22 protein-coding genes, 1 pseudogene and 1 other annotated feature are annotated in these 19,227 nt (G+C 67.3%); of the genes and pseudogenes, 1 reads left to right on the forward strand and 22 read right to left on the reverse strand.

All coding sequences use genetic code 11. The annotated features are described in order from the left end of the window. Nucleotides 1-965 (forward strand): annotated as a pseudogene (locus C995_RS0100005) (IS3 family transposase); the annotation flags it as partial. Further along, nucleotides 15-131: a sequence feature (AL1L pseudoknot), on the forward strand. It overlaps the preceding pseudogene by 117 nt. Before the next feature lie 140 nt (nt 966-1,105). On the opposite strand, the gene C995_RS0100010 reads toward C995_RS0100005, so the two are convergent. The 22 genes from C995_RS0100010 to C995_RS0100115 all read right to left on the reverse strand — a co-directional run bounded on the left by C995_RS0100010 (nt 1,106) and on the right by C995_RS0100115 (nt 19,218). Further along, nucleotides 1,106-1,375, reverse strand: coding sequence for an HPr family phosphocarrier protein (locus C995_RS0100010; protein WP_012981789.1), 270 nt, complete (start codon nt 1,373-1,375; stop codon nt 1,106-1,108). After that, nucleotides 1,347-1,772: a PTS sugar transporter subunit IIA gene (locus C995_RS0100015; RefSeq protein WP_018862969.1), complete on the reverse strand. Its 426-nt coding sequence runs from the start codon at nt 1,770-1,772 to the stop codon at nt 1,347-1,349. The genes C995_RS0100010 and C995_RS0100015 overlap by 29 nt, the downstream gene beginning before the upstream one ends. A gap of 4 nt (nt 1,773-1,776) precedes the next feature. Further along, complete coding sequence (gene rapZ / locus C995_RS0100020; protein ID WP_018862970.1) at nt 1,777-2,661, reverse strand: RNase adapter RapZ; 885 nt, start codon at nt 2,659-2,661, stop codon at nt 1,777-1,779. Then, complete coding sequence (gene hprK / locus C995_RS0100025) at nt 2,662-3,693, reverse strand: HPr(Ser) kinase/phosphatase (RefSeq protein WP_018862971.1); 1,032 nt, start codon at nt 3,691-3,693, stop codon at nt 2,662-2,664. 67 nt (nt 3,694-3,760) lie between these two features. Then, complete coding sequence (locus tag C995_RS0100030) at nt 3,761-4,231, reverse strand: PTS sugar transporter subunit IIA (RefSeq protein ID WP_018862972.1); 471 nt, start codon at nt 4,229-4,231, stop codon at nt 3,761-3,763. A gap of 4 nt (nt 4,232-4,235) precedes the next feature. Next, entirely contained in the window at nt 4,236-4,574 is a 339-nt protein-coding gene (gene hpf / locus C995_RS0100035; protein WP_018862973.1) for a ribosome hibernation-promoting factor, HPF/YfiA family, read from the reverse strand. Between the two features lie 2 nt (nt 4,575-4,576). After that, nucleotides 4,577-6,070, reverse strand: a complete 1,494-nt coding sequence (locus C995_RS0100040; protein WP_018862974.1) for an RNA polymerase factor sigma-54 — start codon at nt 6,068-6,070, stop codon at nt 4,577-4,579. Between the two features lie 73 nt (nt 6,071-6,143). Next, a complete protein-coding gene (gene lptB / locus C995_RS0100045; RefSeq protein WP_026278852.1) occupies nt 6,144-6,905 on the reverse strand; it encodes an LPS export ABC transporter ATP-binding protein in 762 nt (253 codons plus the stop codon). Nucleotides 6,906-6,922: 17 nt separating this feature from the next. Then, entirely contained in the window at nt 6,923-7,447 is a 525-nt protein-coding gene (gene lptA, locus C995_RS0100050) for a lipopolysaccharide transport periplasmic protein LptA (protein WP_038080492.1), read from the reverse strand. Continuing rightward, nucleotides 7,440-8,003, reverse strand: coding sequence for an LPS export ABC transporter periplasmic protein LptC (gene lptC / locus C995_RS0100055; protein WP_018862977.1), 564 nt, complete (start codon nt 8,001-8,003; stop codon nt 7,440-7,442). The genes lptA and lptC overlap by 8 nt, the downstream gene beginning before the upstream one ends. Beyond that, on the reverse strand, nt 8,000-8,539 hold the full coding sequence (kdsC, locus tag C995_RS0100060) for a 3-deoxy-manno-octulosonate-8-phosphatase KdsC (protein WP_018862978.1): 540 nt from the start codon (nt 8,537-8,539) through the stop codon (nt 8,000-8,002). Before kdsC ends, lptC begins: the two co-directional genes overlap by 4 nt. Beyond that, nucleotides 8,539-9,516 (reverse strand): KpsF/GutQ family sugar-phosphate isomerase, encoded by a 978-nt coding sequence (locus C995_RS0100065; RefSeq protein ID WP_018862979.1) that lies wholly within the window; start codon nt 9,514-9,516, stop codon nt 8,539-8,541. The genes kdsC and C995_RS0100065 overlap by 1 nt, the downstream gene beginning before the upstream one ends. After that, entirely contained in the window at nt 9,513-10,490 is a 978-nt protein-coding gene (locus tag C995_RS0100070) for a calcium/sodium antiporter (protein ID WP_018862980.1), read from the reverse strand. Before C995_RS0100070 ends, C995_RS0100065 begins: the two co-directional genes overlap by 4 nt. A gap of 101 nt (nt 10,491-10,591) precedes the next feature. Continuing rightward, entirely contained in the window at nt 10,592-11,539 is a 948-nt protein-coding gene (locus C995_RS0100075) for an AEC family transporter (RefSeq protein WP_018862981.1), read from the reverse strand. A 41-nt stretch (nt 11,540-11,580) separates the two neighbouring features. Next, nucleotides 11,581-11,964: a thioredoxin gene (trxA, locus tag C995_RS0100080; RefSeq protein WP_017926005.1), complete on the reverse strand. Its 384-nt coding sequence runs from the start codon at nt 11,962-11,964 to the stop codon at nt 11,581-11,583. A 58-nt stretch (nt 11,965-12,022) separates the two neighbouring features. Then, nucleotides 12,023-12,631 carry an LON peptidase substrate-binding domain-containing protein gene (locus tag C995_RS0100085; protein WP_018862982.1) on the reverse strand — a complete coding sequence of 203 codons (609 nt, stop codon included), beginning with the start codon at nt 12,629-12,631 and terminating at the stop codon, nt 12,023-12,025. Beyond that, entirely contained in the window at nt 12,628-13,266 is a 639-nt protein-coding gene (locus C995_RS0100090) for a flavin prenyltransferase UbiX (protein WP_018862983.1), read from the reverse strand. The genes C995_RS0100085 and C995_RS0100090 overlap by 4 nt, the downstream gene beginning before the upstream one ends. Beyond that, nucleotides 13,263-14,666, reverse strand: coding sequence for a UDP-N-acetylmuramate:L-alanyl-gamma-D-glutamyl-meso-diaminopimelate ligase (mpl, locus tag C995_RS0100095; protein ID WP_018862984.1), 1,404 nt, complete (start codon nt 14,664-14,666; stop codon nt 13,263-13,265). The genes C995_RS0100090 and mpl overlap by 4 nt, the downstream gene beginning before the upstream one ends. Beyond that, the gene (locus C995_RS0100100; RefSeq protein WP_018862985.1) at nt 14,666-15,175 is read right to left on the reverse strand and encodes a hypothetical protein; all 510 of its coding nucleotides are present in this window, start codon (nt 15,173-15,175) and stop codon (nt 14,666-14,668) included. Before C995_RS0100100 ends, mpl begins: the two co-directional genes overlap by 1 nt. Next, complete coding sequence (locus C995_RS0100105; protein WP_038070700.1) at nt 15,172-15,957, reverse strand: VacJ family lipoprotein; 786 nt, start codon at nt 15,955-15,957, stop codon at nt 15,172-15,174. The genes C995_RS0100100 and C995_RS0100105 overlap by 4 nt, the downstream gene beginning before the upstream one ends. Before the next feature lie 32 nt (nt 15,958-15,989). Further along, nucleotides 15,990-17,993: a diguanylate cyclase gene (locus C995_RS0100110; protein WP_026278854.1), complete on the reverse strand. Its 2,004-nt coding sequence runs from the start codon at nt 17,991-17,993 to the stop codon at nt 15,990-15,992. Nucleotide 17,994: 1 nt separating this feature from the next. Continuing rightward, on the reverse strand, nt 17,995-19,218 hold the full coding sequence (locus tag C995_RS0100115) for an argininosuccinate synthase (protein ID WP_018137621.1): 1,224 nt from the start codon (nt 19,216-19,218) through the stop codon (nt 17,995-17,997). Nucleotides 19,219-19,227 lie beyond the last annotated feature (9 nt).

Below are 19,227 nucleotides of genomic sequence, written 5' to 3' on the forward strand. Positions count from 1 at the left end.
CTGCGCAAGGCTTCGGCGTTTTTTGCCCAGGCGGAGCTCGACCGCCACGAGAAGTGATGCTGGCGTTCATCGACGCCCATCGCGAGGCCTACGGGGTCGAGCCGATCGTCCGGGTACTGCCGATCGCCCCGTCGACCTACTACGCGCACAAGGCCCGCGAGCGGGACCCCGCTCGCGGGCCCGTGCGCGCCCGTCAGGACGCCTACCTGGATCGGGTGATCCGCTCGATCTGGGAAGCCAACTTCAAGGCCTACGGCATCCGCAAGGTCTGGCATGCCTTGCGGCGTGAAGGGATGACGGTCGCCCGCTGCACGGTGGCGCGCCGGATGCGGGCACTGGGACTGCGCGGTGCCACGCGGGGCAAGGCCCCGCGCACCACGCGCCCGGCCGCACCCGCGGCCTGTCCACCGGATCAGGTGCACCGCCAGTTCCGGGCCGAGCGCCCCAACGCGCTGTGGGTGGCCGATATCACCTACGTCGCCACCCGCCGAGAAGGCTTCGTCTATGCCGCGTTCATCACCGATGCCTTCAGCCGTCGCATCGTCGGCTGGCGCGTCAGCCGCAGCCTGCGCACCGACCTGACCCTGGAGGCCCTGGAGCAGGCCCTGCACGCCCGGATCGGGCGGGATACCGCCCGCCCGATCCATCACAGCGACCGGGGTGTGCAGTACGTCTCGGTGCGCTACACCGAGCGGCTGGCGCAGGCCGGTCTGCGCCCCTCCGTCGGGCGCGTGGGCGACTCCTACGACAATGCCCTGGCCGAGACGATCAACGGACTGTACAAGACCGAGATGCGGGTCGGCTGGGGCCCGCCCCGGGATCGCCGCGATGCGGAGTGGGCAACCCTCCAGTGGGTGGACTGGTTCAACCAGCGGCGCCTGCTGGAAACCAACGACTACCGACCACCCGCCGAGGTGGAAACGCAGTACCATCAGGCCCTGCAGCGGTCCGCCCAGGTGGCATGACCCAAACCAATCAGTCTCCGGAAAACCCGGGGCGGTTCACGCTGCCGAGACAGCGCAGGCAGGCGGCGGACCGAAGCCACCGTAAACACCCGAGGTCGAACTAGACACAGCCTCGTAAAGGCATGGCGGCAGGAGAGGGGCTAGGCGTCCTCGCCGAAGCGGTTGGCGACGAGTTCGGTGAGGGCGTCGAGGGCCTCTTCGGCGTCCTCGCCGTCGGTGGTGATGGTGACCTCGGAGCCCTGCGCCGCCGCCAGCATCATCACCCCCATGATGCTCTTGCCGTTGACCTCCTGGGCGTTCCGGGAGACGGTCACATCAGACGCGTACTGGCTGGCCAGGCTCACGAACTTGGCTGCCGCACGCGCGTGCATCCCCAGACGATTAACGATGGGGACTTCGCGCTGCGGCATCCGAACACTCCTGGTCACAAAGAAGGATGCCATCGTGGCCGCCCGACAGCGCCTTGTTGACCAGCTCCGTCAGCGGCAGATGGCGGTAGTTCAGCACGCGGATCAGCATCGGCAGGTTGATCCCGGCAATGACACGGGCATTCGCCCCCCGCGCCACGCGGCTGGCCACATTGGAGGGGGTGGAGCCGAACATGTCGGTCAGGATCAGTACGCCGGAACCGGAGTCCAGCTCGCCCAGGCGTGCCCGTGCCCGGGCCAGCACCTCGTCGGGGTCGTCAGTCTGCGACATCGCCATGGACTCGCAATCCTCGGGCAGGTCGCCCAGCATGCTCTGAGCCGTCTGCAGCAGGGTGTCGCCGAGGTTTTGATGCGTGATCAGGATCAGACCAACGCCCATGGACTCACTCCGATTCGAGGGGCAGGGATAGCTCGCGGTGACGGGTGCTAACAGTAACATGTTCGCGCCCCCGCCACGCAGCCGCCAGCCGCTCCACCAGATAAACCGACCGGTGGCGCCCGCCGGTGCACCCGATCGAAACGGTCACATAGCTGCGGTGATCCTGCCGGATACGCGGCACCCACTGTTCCAGGAAGCCCTGGATCCCGTCATACATCTCCTCGACCTCGCCATGGCGCGCGAGAAACTCGCAAACAGCGGCGTCACGCCCGGTCAATGGTGCCAGGTCACGCTCGTAATGCGGGTTGGGCAGGCAGCGCACGTCGAACACGAAGTCGGAGTCCAGCGGGGCCCCGTGCTTGAACCCAAATGACTGGAACAGCAGGGAGAGGCGCTCCTCTCCCAGCAGCCCGACGCGATCCCGAAGGGTGCGCGCGAGGTCGTGCATGGACAGACGGGAGGTATCCACGGTCAGATCGGCCTCGGCCGCGACATGGCCGAGCCAGTCGCGTTCGCGCTCGATCGCGTCAACCAGGGGGACGCCGTCGCGCGCCAGCGGGTGTCGCCGCCGCGTCAGGTGGTAACGCCGCAGCAAGACCTCGCTGGAAGCCTGCAGGAACATCACCTCGACCTGCAGGCCCTTGCCCCGGAGTTCGCGCAGCAGGTCGGCAAAGCCCTCCAGCGCCGCCAGTCCACTGCGGACATCGACCCCGACCGCCAGATGCCGGTCTTCGTCGGCATCGTAGTCACCGCTGCGGACCTGCTCGATCAGCCCGGGCAACAGCGGCAGCGGCAGGTTGTCGACGCAGAAATAGCCGGCGTCCTCCAGGGTGTGCAGGGCAACCGTCTTGCCGGAACCCGACAGGCCACTGACCAGCAGGAGTCGCATTCAGCCCTCCGGGTCCGGGTTGGGGACGGTGGTTGCAGGGATCGCGCGGTGGTACGGCGGCTCCTCGGGCTCGCCGCTCATCTGCCTGCGCTGGCGCGCGCGCAAGTCGTCGCCGGCGACGTAGCCCTGCATGTGCAGCATGTGGTTGCGCACCGCCGCCTCGATCATGACCGCGATGTTGCGCCCCGGCGCGACCGGCAGGCTGATCAGCGGGATGCGCAGTCCGAGGATGTCGATCTCCCCGCGGCGGCCGTTCAGGCGATCGTCCGGCACCGGCGAGGGCTCGCTGTGGTCGCGCAGGTCAATGATCAGCCGCAGGTACTTGCCGCCCTTGATCGCGGAGTCCCCGTACATGGCTCGGACGTTCAGCACCCCCAGCCCGCGCACCTCGAGCAGGTCCTGCAACAGGGCCGGGCAGTGTCCGCGCACGATATCCGGGGCAATGCGGGCGAACTCCGGTGCGTCGTCGGCAATCAGCCGGTGCCCACGCGAAATCAGTTCCAGCGCCACCTCGCTCTTGCCCACGCTGGAGGCCCCGCTGATCAGCACGCCGATCCCCAGGATCTCCATGAACACGCCATGGCGCACCTCGAAATGGGCCAGCCGCTGCTGCAGGAAGTAGCGCAACAGGGAAATGATCTCGTGACTGCTGGTAGAGGAGCACAGGATCAGCGGCAATTGCTCCTCGGGGACATGGGGCATCTCCGAGAACGGGCAGGTATCCTCGGCGAAGATCACCGCGGTCGTGCCCGTACGAGCCATCTCCAGGATCAGCTGCTCGCGTTGTGCATCGCTCAGCCGCGCGATATAGCGCGCCTCGAAATCGCCGATGACCTGGATGCGGTTCGGCCTTATCAGGTTGAGGTGTCCGGCCAGGGGCAGGTCGTCGCCATCACCGCCGACCAGATTGCGGTCGGGAGCGGCCTGCTCGCCGTGCACATAGCGCAGATCCAGACGATTGCCCATCGCCTGGATCAGGGCCTCAACAGTGATATCGCGCGCGATGCCGCCCTCCCCCAGTGCCTCGTTCATCCGTGAACCTCCGGAAGAGGTTGCGTCAGCTGTCGGGACAGAACAGACACGGTGGGGCGCCCCATGTTCAGGCGTCGCCGAAGGCCCGGGTCAGTTCACGCTCCATGACCTCCGCGTCACCGGCTCGCCGCAGGGAAGCGATATTGTCGGGCTGAGAAAGTCCGCGAGCCAGCTGCGCCAGAAGATCCAGGTGCTCGCTGGTCGCCGCCTCGGGCACCAGCAGCGCGATCAGGATGTCCACCGGCTCGTGATCCATGGCGTCGAAATCGACGCCCTGATCCAGTCGCAGGACTGCGACCCGGGGGGCATCGAGCTCGGCCAGACGCCCATGGGGGATGGCCACGCCGTGTCCCAGACCGGTGGAGCCAAGCTTCTCGCGGGCAGACAGGGCCTCGAAGATGGCCCCACTGGCCGGGCCGGCGGATTCCTCGCCGCCGACAGCCAGCAACTCGCCCAGGGTCTCGAGCGCCCGCTTCTGACTGGAACACTCGGGCTCCAGGCGAATACGGTCGCGGGTGATCAGCTCGGCAACGGTCATTACGCTACAGGGCCTGCTCGCGGTTGCGCTGGGCACCCTCGGCACGGTGGTGGTCCTTGACCTTTTCCTTGTGCTTGATCAACTGACGATCCACCTTGTCGATCAGGCCGTCAATCGCGGCGTACATGTCCTCGTGACTGGCTTCGGCATGAATGTGATTGCCGCTGACCTGGAGGTTTGCCTCCGCCTTGTTGTGCAGGTTCTGGTTCTTCTCGTGGGTCAGCACCACGTGCACGTCGATCACCTTGTCGAAGTGACGCTCCAGCTTCGCGAACTTTTCGTTCACGTAGTCGCGCAGGGCGTCGGTGATATCCACATGATGGCCGGTCAGGTTGATCTGCATGGTCAGGCTCCTTTTTGCTTGTTTCCACTCGGCATGCTCGCCATCTGCCGGCGTTCGCTGGAAGACGGGATATGCATGGCCTCGCGGTACTTGGCCACGGTGCGTCGGGCCACATTGATGCCCCGATCCGACAGGATCTGGGCCAGTTTTGCGTCGCTTAGAGGCTTGTTCGGCGTTTCGTCACCGATCAATTCCCGAATCATGGCACGGATTGCGGTCGCCGAGCATTCGCCGCCATCGGCGGTGCCAACATGACTGGAAAAGAAGTACTTGAACTCAAATACCCCGCGCGGGGTATGCATATATTTCTGCGTGGTCACCCGCGAGATGGTCGATTCGTGCATCTCCAGGGCCTCGGCGATGTCGCGCAGGATCAACGGCTGCATCGCGACCTCTCCATGCTCCAGAAAGCCCTGCTGTCGTTCCACGATGGCCTGGGCCACTCGCAGGAGGGTGTCGTTACGACTGTGCAGGCTCTTCAGGAACCAGCGTGCCTCCTGCAACTGATCGCGCATGAACGCGCTGTCACGGGCATCGGAGACCTGCCGCACCATACCCGCATAGAGATCGTTGATGCGAATGCGCGGCGCAATCTCCGGATTCAGGTCCACACGCCAGCCATCGCGGTCATGGCGGACGTAGACATCCGGCACGACGTATTCCGAACTGGGCTCGCTGATCTGGGCACCCGGACGCGGGTTGAGGGTGCGGATCAGGTCCAGCGCCCGCGCCAGCTCGTCCGGGTCGCGCACCCCGGACTGACGCTGCAGGGCCCGGTAGTCCCGCTTGGCCAGGCTCTCCATGCCATTTTCCAGGATGGCTCGAGCCGCGTCGCGCGCCGGGGCATCCGGCGCCAGATGGCCCAACTGGATCTCCAGGCACTCGCGCAGGTCCCGCGCGCCTACGCCCAGGGGATCGCACTGCTGAATCCAGTGCAGTACCGCCTCGACCTCGTCGACCCCCACGGGTTCGTCTTCGCCCTGACTGATCATCTCCGCCAGCGCCTCGAGCTCACCGTCCAGATAACCATCCGGAGTGATCGCGTCGATCAACGCCGCGCCGATCCGCTGGTCGCGCGGGGTCAGGTGGCTCAGATGCAACTGCCAGAGCAAGTGGTCCTGCAGGCCCTCGTCCTCGCCGTCGGAGGTATTCTCCAGCGGATCGCGGTCGTCCAGGCCGCGCGGACTCGGGGCGGGCTCGTAGATGTCGTCCCAGCGGCTGTCGGTACTCAGCTCCTCGGGGATCACGTCATCGCCGGCCGTGTCGGCCTGCATGCGATCCCCCTCGACCAACTCGCCCCCTTCCTCCGGACGCTCGGTCGGGGCTTCCTCGCCCTCGTCTTCCACCTGCTCGAGCATGGGGTTGCTTTCCAGCGCCTGCTGGATCTCCGCCTGCAACTCCAGCGTGGAAAGCTGCAGCAGGCGGATGGCCTGTTGCAGCTGCGGGGTCATCGTCAACGTCTGCCCCAGCTGCAGATTGAGCCCGGGCTTCAGCATCGCGGTTTCAGGTCCAAGGTGACCATCAGAATCATCTTAAAAGGAGTCGTAGGTCCATGTGCACCAAGGCGGTTCACAGCCGAAAGTTATCGCCAAGATACACCCGGCGCACCTGGGGGTCGTCCAGCAGTTCCTGCGGGGTACCCGCGCTCAGCATGCGACCCTCACTGAGAATATAGGCCCTGTCGCAGATTCTCAGGGTCTCGCGCACATTGTGATCGGAAATCAGCACGCCGATTCCACGTTCAGCCAGGTGCCCGATCACGGCCTGGATGTCGCCCACGGAAATCGGGTCCACGCCGGCGAACGGCTCGTCCAGGCAGATAAAGCGCGGATCACCGGCCAGCGCCCGGGCAATCTCCGCACGGCGACGCTCGCCCCCGGACAGGGCAATCCCCGGGCTGTGGCGCACCGTCTCCAGCTGGAACTCCTCGATCAGGGCATCGCCGATGCGACGACGCTCGTGGCGATCGAGCTCGCGCCGCAGCTCCAGTACCGCCTGCAGGTTGTCCCACACACTCAGCCGCCGGAAGATCGAGGCCTCCTGCGGCAGGTAGCCCAACCCGGCCCGGGCCCGCGCGTGAATCGGCGCCCGGGTGATGTCCCGGTCACCCAGCGTAATACGACCACGATTCGGTCGGATCAGGCCCACCAGGCTATAGAAACAGGTCGTCTTGCCCGCCCCGTTCGGGCCCAGCAGCCCCACCACCTCTCCCGGGGCCAGGTCGACATCGACACGATCCAGCACTGTACGCTTGCCATAGCGCTTGGTCAGTTCGCGCCCGGCCAGATACCCGGCCATTGGAGCCGGTTGGCCGCCGGCCGCCGCTGACATGCTGGAGTCCACCTCGGTCATTCGTCGTCTTCGCGGGGCTGAATCCTGATCCGCACACGCTCGTCATCGGTCTCGCCCCGCTCGGCCTCGATGATGTCGGTCTCCAGGTCGTAGACAATGCGCTTGCCACGCGCCTCCTCGGCCGCCGTGACCACATGCGCCTGATCGGTCAGGATCACCCGGTCCTCGTTCAGGAGGTAATCAATCCGCAGTGCGGTGGCGATGCGCATCTCGCCCGTCTCCGGATCCGGCGACTCGAGCCGCGCGGGCTCGCCGTGGGCCTCCATCTCGTAGGGGCGCCGGTCGCGGCTGCGCACATAGACCTTGTCCGCCTCCAGCGTCATGTCCCCACGGACCACCACCACATCGCCGGTATAGGTACTCACCCCCCGGCGGTCGTCCATCTCTGCGTGATCCGCTGTGATCTCCACGGGGAGGGGCTGCTGCTGGGCGATGACCGGCGAGATCAGCATCAGCAAGGCACTTCCCATCAACACGGGCCACGCGAGCCGAGCGAGCGGCGACCCACCACGTTCAGTCATCAGCGGCTTCCTCCTCGCCTGACTCGCTGTAGAGTGTGTACACGTCATGGAACAGCTCTATGGTATCCCCTCGCGAGTCCACGCGCAGACCCGTGCCCCGCTGGAAAAAGCCGGGCTGATCAAGCGTCGAGAACGCATCGGACGTGGCGATCATGATGTCGGTCGCCACCGTCACGTCGGCGGACTCGATCACCGTGCGCACGCGTTCGGCACGCTCGGGCTGCACCCCTCGCGTGGGGCCGATCAGGTCCAGGGTCTCGTCCATGGGCCGGTGCAGCGCCTCGGGCGCGGTCCAGTGCCATTCGATACCGCCGGCGTCAAAGATATCCAGATCGGGGTCGTCGATCAGCTGCGGTCCATCACGGCCAAACTCGCGCAGCCGCGTTCCGCGCAGGCGGTGGCTCAGTTCGCCATCCTCGCCGGTCGCGTGCAGCGTGAAGCCCTCGATCTCCAGCGTCACCTCGCCCTCCGGCTCATGCTCGCTGGCAGCAGCGCCGGTCACCAGCGCCGCCATCGGCACCAGGATCAGCGCCGCCAGTCCGGCCGCCCATTTCATCCGTCAACATACTCCGCGAACAGTGCCTCCAGGCGCCCCTGGGCTGCCAGCAGGCCCTCGCAGACCTCGCGCACCGCGCCGCGCCCGCCAGGGGCCTGCGTGACCCAGTCGGCATGCCGCACTACCAGCGGGTGGGAATCCGCCACCGCGATGCCAAGGCCCACGCGGCGCATCGCCGGCAGATCGACGATGTCGTCGCCCACAAAGGCCGCCGCCTCGGGCGCATGCCCGGTCTGCTCCAGCAACTCGTGCAGTGCAGCCCCCTTGTCGCGCCGTCCCTGCACCAGATGCTGCACGCCGAGATCCCGCATGCGGTGCTCGACCACCCCGGAGGTGCGGCCGGTCAGGATCGCGACCTCCAGCCCCCCGTCCAGTGCCAGGCGGATGCCGTGCCCGTCGCGCGAGTGAAAGGCCTTGTACTGCTCGCCGGCATCCCCCATGAACAGGCTGCCATCGGTCAGCACGCCATCGACATCCAGGATCAGCAGGCGCACGGCCCCCTGGCGGTGGCGCAGCGTCTCGTCGTGACGGTCCATCAGGCCACCCCCGCGCGCAGCAGGTCGTGCATGTTCAAGACGCCAACCAGTCGCTGGTCGTCATCCACCACCGGCAGCGCGTTGATGCGCTTGCTCTCCATGGTCTCCAGCGCCTCCACCGCCAGCCACTGCGGGCGGGCGGCATGCCCACCCCGCGTCATCACTTGGCCGATGGTCAGGGCCTCCAGACTTTCGCCACGATCCAGCGTGCGCCGGAGGTCGCCATCGGTAAACACGCCCAGGATATGCGCCTCGGGATCGGCGACGATCACCAGCCCCAGCCCCTTGCGTGTAATCTCGAACAGGGCGTCCTTCAGCGGGGCCTCCGGCGCCACGCGGGGGATCGCATCACCCGTGTGCATGATGTCCGCGACATGCACCAGCAGGCGCCGCCCCAGTCGGCCACCGGGATGCGAACGGGCAAAATCGTCCGCGGTGAAGCCGCGCGCATCCAGCACCGCAATCGCAAGGGCATCGCTCATCGCCAGTGCGGCCGTGGTGCTGGAGGTCGGGGCCAGGCCCAGCGGGCAGGCCTCGCGCTCGACCGAGACATCCAGGTGCACGGTGGCGTCCTGCCCTAGGCGCGACCCCGAATTGCCAGTCAGCGCGATCAGCGGTACATCCAGCCGCCGGATCAGCGGCAGGATGGTCAGCAGCTCGTCGGTCTCGCCGGAATTGGACAGCGCGATCACCACGTCGTCGCGGGTGATCATGCCGAGATCGCCGTGGCTGGCCTCGCCGGGGTGGACGAAAAACGCCGGCGTCCCAGTGGAGGCCAGGGTCGCCGCCAGCTTGGAGCCGATATGGCCGGACTTGCCCATGCCGGTCACCACGACCCGGCCGCGGCACTCGAGGATGTGGCGACAGGCCTCCAGGAACGCATCGTCCACGCGGTCGGCCAGCCGCCGCACGGCCTCGGCCTCGTTGTTCAGGACCGCCAGGGCCAGCTTGCGGGTGGTATCAGGATTGAAATTCATGCGGTTGCCGTCATTCCGAGATGGACAAGGTAGCCCGCGAACACCGCGAGCAGAAGCCCCCCCTGCCAGCGCCGCAGCTGGCTGCCACGCGCCAGGGCAAATACGAACAGCGCGGCGGTCATGCCGAGCATGACCGGGTAGTCGCGTACCAGCACCTCGGGCTCGATCGCCAGCGGCGCGATCAGCGCGGGAACTGCCAGCACGGCCAGCAGGTTGAACAGATTGGAACCGATCACGTTGCCGATCGCCAATCCCGCCTCGCGGCGGAAGGCCGCCACCAGGGAAGTCGCCAGTTCCGGCAGGCTGGTCCCGATCGCCACGATGGTCAGGCCGATCACCAGGTCACTGATGTCCAGCTGCTCCGCGATTCCCACCGCACCCCAGACCACTAGCTGGCTGCTGGCAATCAGCAGCGCCAGGCCAAGGCTCAGCCAGGCCAGCGCGCGGCCGGTACTGGTGGTCGCCGGTATGGCCTCGACCATGCCGCGAACCTCCTCGGGTGCCTCGGCCGGGTCCAGCGCCTGTGCGCGCCGCGCGATATGGATCACCCAGGCGGTCACCAGCAGCAGCCCCGCAATCAGGATCCCGCCTTCCAGACGGCCGAGCTCGCCATCCAGCAGCAGAAACAGGACCGCCAGACTCACCACCATCAGGATCGGCAGCTCGCGGCGCACCAGGCCGCGCCCAATCGCCAGCGGCGCCACCAGCGCCGCCATCGCCAGCACCAGCCCGATGTTCGCGATATTCGAGCCGATTGCGTTACCCACTGCGAGGCCTGGGTTGCCCTGCAGGGTCGCCAGGACCGACACGACGATCTCCGGCGCCGAGGTCCCGAAGGCGACGATCGTCAGCCCGACCAGCAGCGCGCTCACCCCCACGCTGCGCGCGAACGCCGAGGCACCGAACACGAAGCGGTCGGCACTCCAGGTCAGCAGGACCAGACCGCCAAGGACCGCGACAACGGGGAGGAGCATCAGCGGGTGCCGGGACCGAAGGTGGGTGGCGCGGGGTGTCTTTTCACCCGCCCATTGTAGCCGATCGCTGCAAGCGACCGCCGGAGCCGACCCGCGCGCTATCAGCCCCCCGGAACCAGATACCCGGCGATGGCGAACCACAGCGGGAGGGTCAGCAGCGACAACGCCGTCGTCAGCGTGACCGCGGCCGCATACAGGCCGGTATCGAGCCGGAAGCGGTCACAGAACACGAGCCCCAGCACCATCGCCGGCATCGCCGCCTCGAGCACCGAACCGACCCCGGGCACACCCTCCAGCCCGACCCACCAGACCAGGCCCAGCGCGAACAGGGGTGCGATCAGCAACTGAATGACGGAGACCATCACCAGGGGTCGCAGATCGCGGCCGCGGAAACGATCGAACACCAGCGCCAGTCCCAGCGAGAACAGCATCAGGGGAGCCACCGAATCGGCCAGGAAGCCGAGCCAGGTATCCAGCCAGGTCACCAGCGGCAGACCGGACAGGTTCAGCGCCACGCCCAGGACCGCCGCCCAGATCGAAGGGACCGCGACCAACCCGCGAAGGGCCCCGCTGCCGCCATGCAGCCGGACCGCCTCCGGGTCCCCGTAACGCCTGGCCAGCAGGATCCCCAGCGTCAGCACCAGGGGCAGGCAGGCGAACAGGTCGTACTGGATCGCCACCGCCCGGCCAGCATCGCCGAACAGGCTGTCGAGTACGGGGAGCCCGAGGTAGGTGGCATTCGGCCAGGCCGCGGCCAGCAGCATCGCCCCGACCGCCGCGCGTTCCGCCAGGCAGAGCCGGCAGGCGAGCAGGGTCACGGCCACCATCGCCAGCACGGTCGTGCCGGCCACCAGGGCGATGCGCAGCGAGTCGAGCCCCAGAGGGGCGGTCCACAGCACCTGCAGCACCAGCGCGGGCAGCAGCAGGTAGTAGACCAGGGTGGTGAGCACCCGGCGGGCGGTGTCGGCGTCCAGCCCGCCGGGGCGCAACAGGCGCCAGACGACGCCCGCAACGATGAGCGCCCCCATCTGGGTCATGACCGTCAGCATGGGGGCGCTCGTTTAGGGCGACAGGTTTCGCGTCAGGGTAATCAGGCCTGGCCGGCCTGCTGCTCCTGCTGCTGGCGTTCGATGTCGGCACGCACCTGGTCCATGTCCAGCTCGCGCACCTTGCCCAGCACCTCGTCCAGCTGCCCGGCGGACAGCACGCCCGGCTGGGAGAAGACGATGATCTGCTCGCGGAAGATCATCAGGGTCGGGATGGAACGGATCTGGAACGCCCCGGCGATCCCCTGCTCCTCGTCGGTGTTCACCTTGGCGAAGACGACGTCGGAATGCTGCTCGGAGGCCGCCTCGAAGGTCGGGGCGAACTGCTGACACGGGCCGCACCAGGGGGCCCAGAAGTCCAGAATGACGATGTTGTTGCCGGTGATCGTGGATTCGAAAGTATCCTGCGTGAGTTCCTGAACGGCCATGATGGCGGGCTCCAATTCGAAGTGTGTGCCGAAACCTTAACAGCCCCGCCGCAGGGTTTCAGGATTTCGATGCCGCGAGCATGGCCGCTCGCAGGCGTTCCAGGCGCTCGATCGGGTCGTCCGCCTCCAGCAGCTGCTGCTTGACCTCGAGATCGATCGGCAGCAGCTCCGTCAGCCGCCCGACCACCCAGGAGGAGTCGTCGAAGCGTCGCTCCAGATGCGACCAGGGCGTACCGAGCTGGTCCAGCAGCCGCTCGAGCAGGTCCGCCAGCGAGGCATAGTCCACCGGCAGGCTGACGTCGGGGCGCTCCTGCAGCGGCTCGACCTCCGCCAGCCAGAGGCCGTCATCGGCCCGGCGCGGGTTGTGAAGCTGGTGGCGGCGCTCGCCCTTGACCAGGATCCCGAGCAGGCCGTCCGGCCGCTGGTCCCAGTCCACGATCGCGACCTCGGTCCCGATCGGATGGAAGCCGACCGAAGGATCCGTCTCGGCCTCCGGGCGGGGCGCACCGGACTCGGTATCGGGCTCGATCGCGACGATCACGAAGCGCCCGTCCTCGCGCAGGCAGCGGCGCACCATGTCGAGATAGCGCGTCTCGAAGATCCTCAGCGGCAGCAGCCCCTCCGGAAACAGCACGGTATTCAGCGGGAACAGAGGCAGGGTCGTCATGCCGGATCCTCCGGCGGCAACCACGCCTCGCCCCAACGCGGGCCCAGGGCATGCTCGATGCCCAGATGGTCCAGCACTCGCGCCACCATAAAGTCGACCAGATCGTCGATGGATTGCGGCCGATGATAAAAGGCCGGATTGGCCGGCATCACCACCGCACCCATGCGCGCCAGGCGCAGCATGTTCTCCAGGTGGATCTCGGAAAATGGCGTCTCGCGCACCACCAGCACCAGCCTGCGCCGCTCCTTGAGCACCACATCCGCCGCCCGCTCGATCAGCCCGCGCGAGGCCCCGGTCGCGATCGCCGAGACGGTCGCCGTGGTGCAGGGGCAGACCACCATCGCCTCCGGCACGGCCGAGCCGCTGGCCACCGGAGCAGTCCACTGCTCGGGCCCGTAGCAACGGATCTGTCCTTCGGCCACCCCATGGCGCTCGCCGAAAAATCGCGCGATCTCGGCCGGACGCCCGGGCACATCGAGATCGGTCTCCAGGCCCAGTACCACCTGTGCCGGCTTCGACAGCATCAGATGCACCTGCACCCCCGTCTGGACCAGGCACTCCAGCAGCCGCAGCCCGTAGGGCGCGCCGGAGGCACCAGTCAGGGCCAGGGCGATCGAGCGTGGCTGTCCACTCATGCGGGGGTCCCCGAGGATTCACGTGACTGCAAACCGGCGATCAGACGCTGGTGCAGGCCATCGAAACCACCATTGCTCATGATGACCAGCGTATCGCCCGCACGCACGTTCGACAGAATACCGCCCATCAGGGCCTCGATCTCGCGCGCGACCGACAGGCGCTCGCCGAGGCGGCGCTCGAGGTCCGTGGTGGACCAGTCGATCTCCGGGGCATGATAGAGATGCACCACATCCGCGCGCTCCAGGGCGGCCCCCAGGGCCTCGGCATGCACCCCCATGCGCATGGTGTTGGAACGCGGTTCCAGCACCGCGATCAACCGCCCACCGGCGGCAACGCGGCCCCGCAGGCCTTCCAGGGTCAGTCGGATCGCGGTCGGGTGATGGGCGAAGTCGTCGATCACCCGGATCCCGTCGATGTCGGCGCGCAGCTCCTGACGCCGGCGCACACCGCGGAAACCCGGCAGGGCCGCGATCCCCGCGGCCAGCGGTACCCCGGCATGGCGGGCCGCACCGAGCGCGGCCAGGGCATTGGACAGGTTGTGCTGCCCCGTCATCTCCCAGGCCACCCGCCCCTGAACCACCCCGTTGACCAGCACCTCGAACTCCGAGGCATCGTCATTCAAAGGCCGTGCCCCGAGGGCCTCGGTATCCCCGGTGTCCGGGTCGGTGGTGATGCGCTCCACCGGCGTCCAGCAACCCATCTCCAGCACACGCTCCAGCGCGGCATCGCCTGCGGGCGCCAGGATCAGGCCCTGGCCGGGGATGGTACGCACCAGGTGATGGAACTGACGTTCGATCGCGGCCAGGTCCGGGTAGATGTCCGCGTGGTCGAACTCGAGGTTGTTCAGCACCAGGGTGCGCGGCCGGTAGTGGACGAATTTGGCGCGCTTATCGAAGAACGCGGAGTCGTATTCGTCCGCCTCGATCACGAAGAACGGGGCCTCGCCCATCCGCGCGCTGACGCCGAAGTTGCCGGGCACGCCCCCGATCAGGAACCCCGGGCTCAGCCCGGCATATTCCAGGATCCAGGCCAGCAGGCTCGCGGTCGTGGTCTTGCCGTGGGTTCCGGCCACCGCCAGCACCCAGCGGTCATGCAGCACATGTTCGGCCAGCCACTGCGGACCGGAGGTGTAGGGCAGGCCGCGATCCAGCAGGGTCTCGATGACCGGCATGCCGCGGGTCATCACGTTGCCGACCACGACCGGCCCCGTATCCGGCAGGGTCGACGGGTCATGGCCCTCGTGATAGGGGATGCCGGCCTGCTCCAGCTGCTCGCTCATCGGCGGGTACAGCTTCTGATCGGAACCGGTGACCTGGTAGCCGCGCGCCCGGGCGAGCTGGGCCAGCCCGCCCATAAAGGTCCCGCCGATCCCGAGGATGTGCAGACGGTCCGTGTTCACTACAGTGCCCCCAGGGCCACCTGGGTAATCACGCTGGAGACCACCACATAGCCCAGCGCGATCAGCATGCCGATAAAGCGGCTGCCGAGCTCCAGGGCCTGCTGCAGGATGTGTCCGAACACCAGCAGCAGCCAGCCCACCAACGTCAGCAGGGCCAGCAGGGCCCCGGTGGAGACCTCCTCCGGGTCGGTCGGGGCATCGATCAGCATCAACAGGGCCATCAGCAGGCCCAGCAGGGCCCCGGTTCCGGCCATTGCGGTAAAGGTCTGCAGCCAGCGGTCGGGCACCCCTCCCATGCGCAGCACCACGGCAATGAACATATACAGGACGACCAGATCGAGCACATTCAGGACCAGGGCCTGCCCCGCGCCGTACATCGGGATGCCGACCGCCATGCCCGTGACCAGGGCGACCCCGAGCCAGAAGATCAGCGTACCGATATCAGGCGGAAGGTCCTGGGGCCCACGCCGCAGACGCAGGATGTCCAGCATGGTCCAGAGGCTGTTCAATCCATGTCCTCCTCGGCTTCCATCGCCTCCAGGGCCTCGAGTTCGTCAAGCTCGTCCAGCATCTCGGTGGCGCGCTCGTCCGAGGCCCCGCGCACCAGGAAATCACGGCGCTGCAGGTAGGCCTCGCGGATGGCGATGTAACGGTCGTCGGAGATCTGCTCCAGCATGCGCTCCGTCGGGATCAGCCCGGCGCGCATGTCGACCACGTCCAGGGCAACCACACCCGCCCACCAGCCGGTATGATCGGTGCGCAGGTTCGTGTGATAGAGGGGGCTGGTATAGCCATCGACCAGACGCGCCGGGGCGTCCCGGGCGGTACTGGGCCCCAGGAGCGGCAGTTGCAGATACGGCCCGCGCGCCACGCCCCAGGCCCCCAGGGTCTGACCGAAGTCCTCGTTGTTCTTCTCGAGCCCCATCGGCGAGGCCACGTCGATCAGGCCGAGCAGCCCGAAGGTCGTGTTGAACATGATGCGCCCGGTATCCGAGGCGGCATTCTCCAGGTTGCCCTGCAACAGGTTGTTAAACAGGACCGTGAAGTCATTGAGGTTGGAAAAGAAGTTTCCCACCCCGCTCTGGACCGGCTGCGGAAGGCGCCGGTACTGGACCGCTGCAGGGCGCAGCAGGGCCTGATCAAAGTCGTCGTTGATCTCGAACACCACCCGGTTGTACGACTCCCAGGGATCGTCCGGATGGCGGTCCTCACTGGGCACGCTGGCACAGCCTGAAAGGATCAGCACCACGAGGGCCGCGAACCCCATACGCAAATGGGCAACAACCGACATACGATTCCTTTTCCCGCGCCCGACGCTGGGCGTCAGGAACCGGTGATGGGATGAATATCCGCTTTGCGAGCCACGCCGACCTGGCCGCGACCCTCACTCTTGGCGGCATAGCAGGCCCGATCGGCGGCCACAAAGGCCGCCTCCACGTCCGGCAGGCCCGCCCCTAGCTGGACCACGCCCACCGAGGCCCCAATGGTGACGTCCCTCGCCTCCACCTGCAACGGCCGATCACCCAGGGCGCTGCAAATGCGCCGCCCCAGGACCTGGCCCTGTTCGGCATCCGTGTCGTAGGCGATCACCGCGAACTCGTCCCCACCGATTCGGGCGACGGCATCACGGGAACGCGTCAGTTGGCGCAGGATCGTCGCCACCCGTCGCAGCAGCTCGTCGCCCACCCGGTGGCCATGGCGGTCATTCACCGCCTTGAAATAGTCCAGATCCACCAGCAGCAGGCTCGCCACCGATGAGTATTCCCGCGCATTGTCCATCGCGCGCTGCATCTCGCGCTCGAATGCGCGCCGGTTCAACAAACCGGTTAGCGGATCGTGACTCGCTTCATGTACCAACCGGTCCACCAGCTCGCGTTCCTCGGAGATATCGGTCAGCACCAGCAACGTACGCACCGAGCTCCCCGCGACTGGATCCAGCGATGTACGGTCAATGCGCACGATCCGCTCCTGCCCGTCCGGGGTCACCAGGCGAGCCTCGGTCGAGTCCTCCGAGTCCGCGGCCAAGGGCTCGGACCGGTCCGCACCCAGCGGACGATCCGTACCCATCTCCCGCAGATCCAGTACCTGCTCGAGGCTGCAGCCCAATACCTGCAAGCGGCGCAGTCCCGCCATCTCCTCGGCCGCGGGATTCATGTAGGCGACCCCACCGCGGGCATCCAGGGTAATCACCGCGTTCGGGATCGCGCCCATCGCCCGACGCAAGTTGTGACCCGCGGTACGCATGCGGGAATGCACCCGCAGTACGTACAACAGAATGAGTGCGACACCCGCCACAAGCACGGCCAGCAACACCACCAGGTTGTCACGCGCCCACCGCCCCAGTGCAAACGGCTCCGGCGCATAGAGCCCGACACCCAGTTCGTACATCAGGCCATGCACGTCCTCGTAGGAGCGCGGCGCGGCCCAGCCCGCAATCCCGGCCGCCTGGCTCACCGGGTGCTCGACATCCAGCTCCAGAATGGTACGCAGAACAGCCTGGGCGATTTCGGCGTCGAGGTCCCCGCGCATCGCCAGCGGCCACTCCGGGTACAGGCGCGTGGAGGTCCGATAGGGGAAGCCAGGCACGGCCCGCTCGCCCACCAGGCGCAACTGGTCGACCCGCGGGTCACCCTGTTCGCGCAGGTCCTCAAGGATGCCGGTCCGGAAGGTCGCAGCATCCACATCGCCCGCCAGCACCCGGTCCACGCCCCTGGAAACCGGGAAGCCGGTGAACGCCACGCCCTCCAGATCCCTCTCGATGTCCAGTCCGGACGCCTGCAGTTCGCGCCAGGCCATCCACCAGCCGCCGAAGGCATCCGGGTGCACCGCGGAGATCCGCTGCCCTTCCAGGTCGCCGAGCTCGACCAGGTCCGTGCGATCCTCGTGCGCGACGACCACGGCCCCAAAGCGGTCTTCCTCGCGTCCGACCTCGGCCGGGAGCATGGTCGCGATACGGGAGATGCCGTGCCGTTGCTCCAGCATCACGTAGGAGCCGGAATTGGTCAGCACCAGGTCGAAACGGTCCTCGGCAGCCCCGGCCTGCAGGGAATCGTTATCGACCGGCACCAGGCGCACCTGAATGCCGTCCAGGGCCTGCTCCAGGTACTCGGCGAACGGCGTCCACTGCTCGCGCGCCACGTCCGCGCCGCGATGCGCCAGCACCCCGAACACCAGTTCGCGCTCGGCCGACTGGGGTTCGGCCCCCACCGGGGCCGCCAGCAGCGCACCAGACACCAGGCACCACAATAGAAGCACGCCGCCAAGGCTGGCCCTGCTTGCCTGCAACAGGCCCCCAAGTGACCGGCGGACATCCGCGCGCGGGCTCATCTCATGTGGGCTTCCGGTTGCGGCTGGCGGCAATGCGCAGGCGTAGCGCATTCAGGCGGATGAAGCCCTCGGCGTCCTTCTGGTCGTAGGCACCGGCATCATCCTCGAAGGTGGCGATCGCGTCGTCGAACAGGGTGTCTTCGGAGCGGCGGCCGGCGACGATCACGTTGCCCTTGTACAGGCGCAGGCGCACCTCGCCGTTGACCACGCCCTGGGTATCGTCGATCGCGGCCTGCAGCATGCGCCGCTCGGGGCTCCACCAGTAGCCGTTGTAGATCAGGCTGGCGTAGCGCGGCATCAGCTCGTCCTTCAGGTGCGCGGCCTCGCGATCCAGGGTGATCGACTCCAGCGCCCGGCGCGCCTTGAGCAGGATGGTGCCGCCCGGGGTCTCGTAGCAGCCACGCGACTTCATGCCGACATAGCGGTTCTCGACGATATCCAGACGGCCGACGCCGTGGGCCCCGCCGCGCTCGTTGAGCTTCGCGAGCAACTCCGCGGCGCTCATGCGTTCGCCGTTGATCGAGACCGGATCGCCCTTCTCGAAACCGATGGTCAGCGTCTCGGACTCGTCCGGTGCGGCCTCCGGGGAGACCGACCAGCGCCACATGTCCTCCTCGGCCTCGGTCCACGGGTCTTCCAGCGGGCCGCCCTCGTAGGAAATATGCAGCAGGTTGGCATCCATCGAGTACGGCGACTTCGTGCCCTTCTTGGCATAGTCCACCGGGATGTTGTGCTGCTCGGCGTAGGCCATCAGGCGCTCGCGCGAGTTCAGGTCCCACTCGCGCCAGGGCGCGATGACCTGGATGCCCGGCTTCAACGCATAGGCACCGAGCTCGAAGCGCACCTGGTCGTTGCCCTTGCCGGTCGCCCCGTGGGCAATCGCGTCGGCCCCGGTCTCCTCGGCGATCTCCACCATGCGACGCGCAATCAGCGGCCGTGCGATCGAGGTACCCAGCAGGTACTCGCCCTCGTAGATCGTGTTCGCGCGGAACATCGGGAACACGTAGTCGCGCACGAAGGTCTCGCGCAGATCCTCGATGTAGATCTGCTTGACGCCCAGGGCCTCGGCCTTGGCGCGGGCCGGCTCGACCTCCTCGCCCTGGCCCAGGTCGGCGGTGAAGGTGATCACCTCGCAGCCGTACTGGTCCTCCAGCCACTTGAGGATCACGGAGGTATCCAGGCCACCGGAATAGGCCAGCACGACACGGGAAATCTTCGAACTCATGGGAATGCC

The sequence above is a fragment of the Thioalkalivibrio sp. ARh3 genome (assembly GCF_000377265.1).
Classification (GTDB): Bacteria; Pseudomonadota; Gammaproteobacteria; order Ectothiorhodospirales; family Ectothiorhodospiraceae; genus Thioalkalivibrio; species Thioalkalivibrio thiocyanoxidans.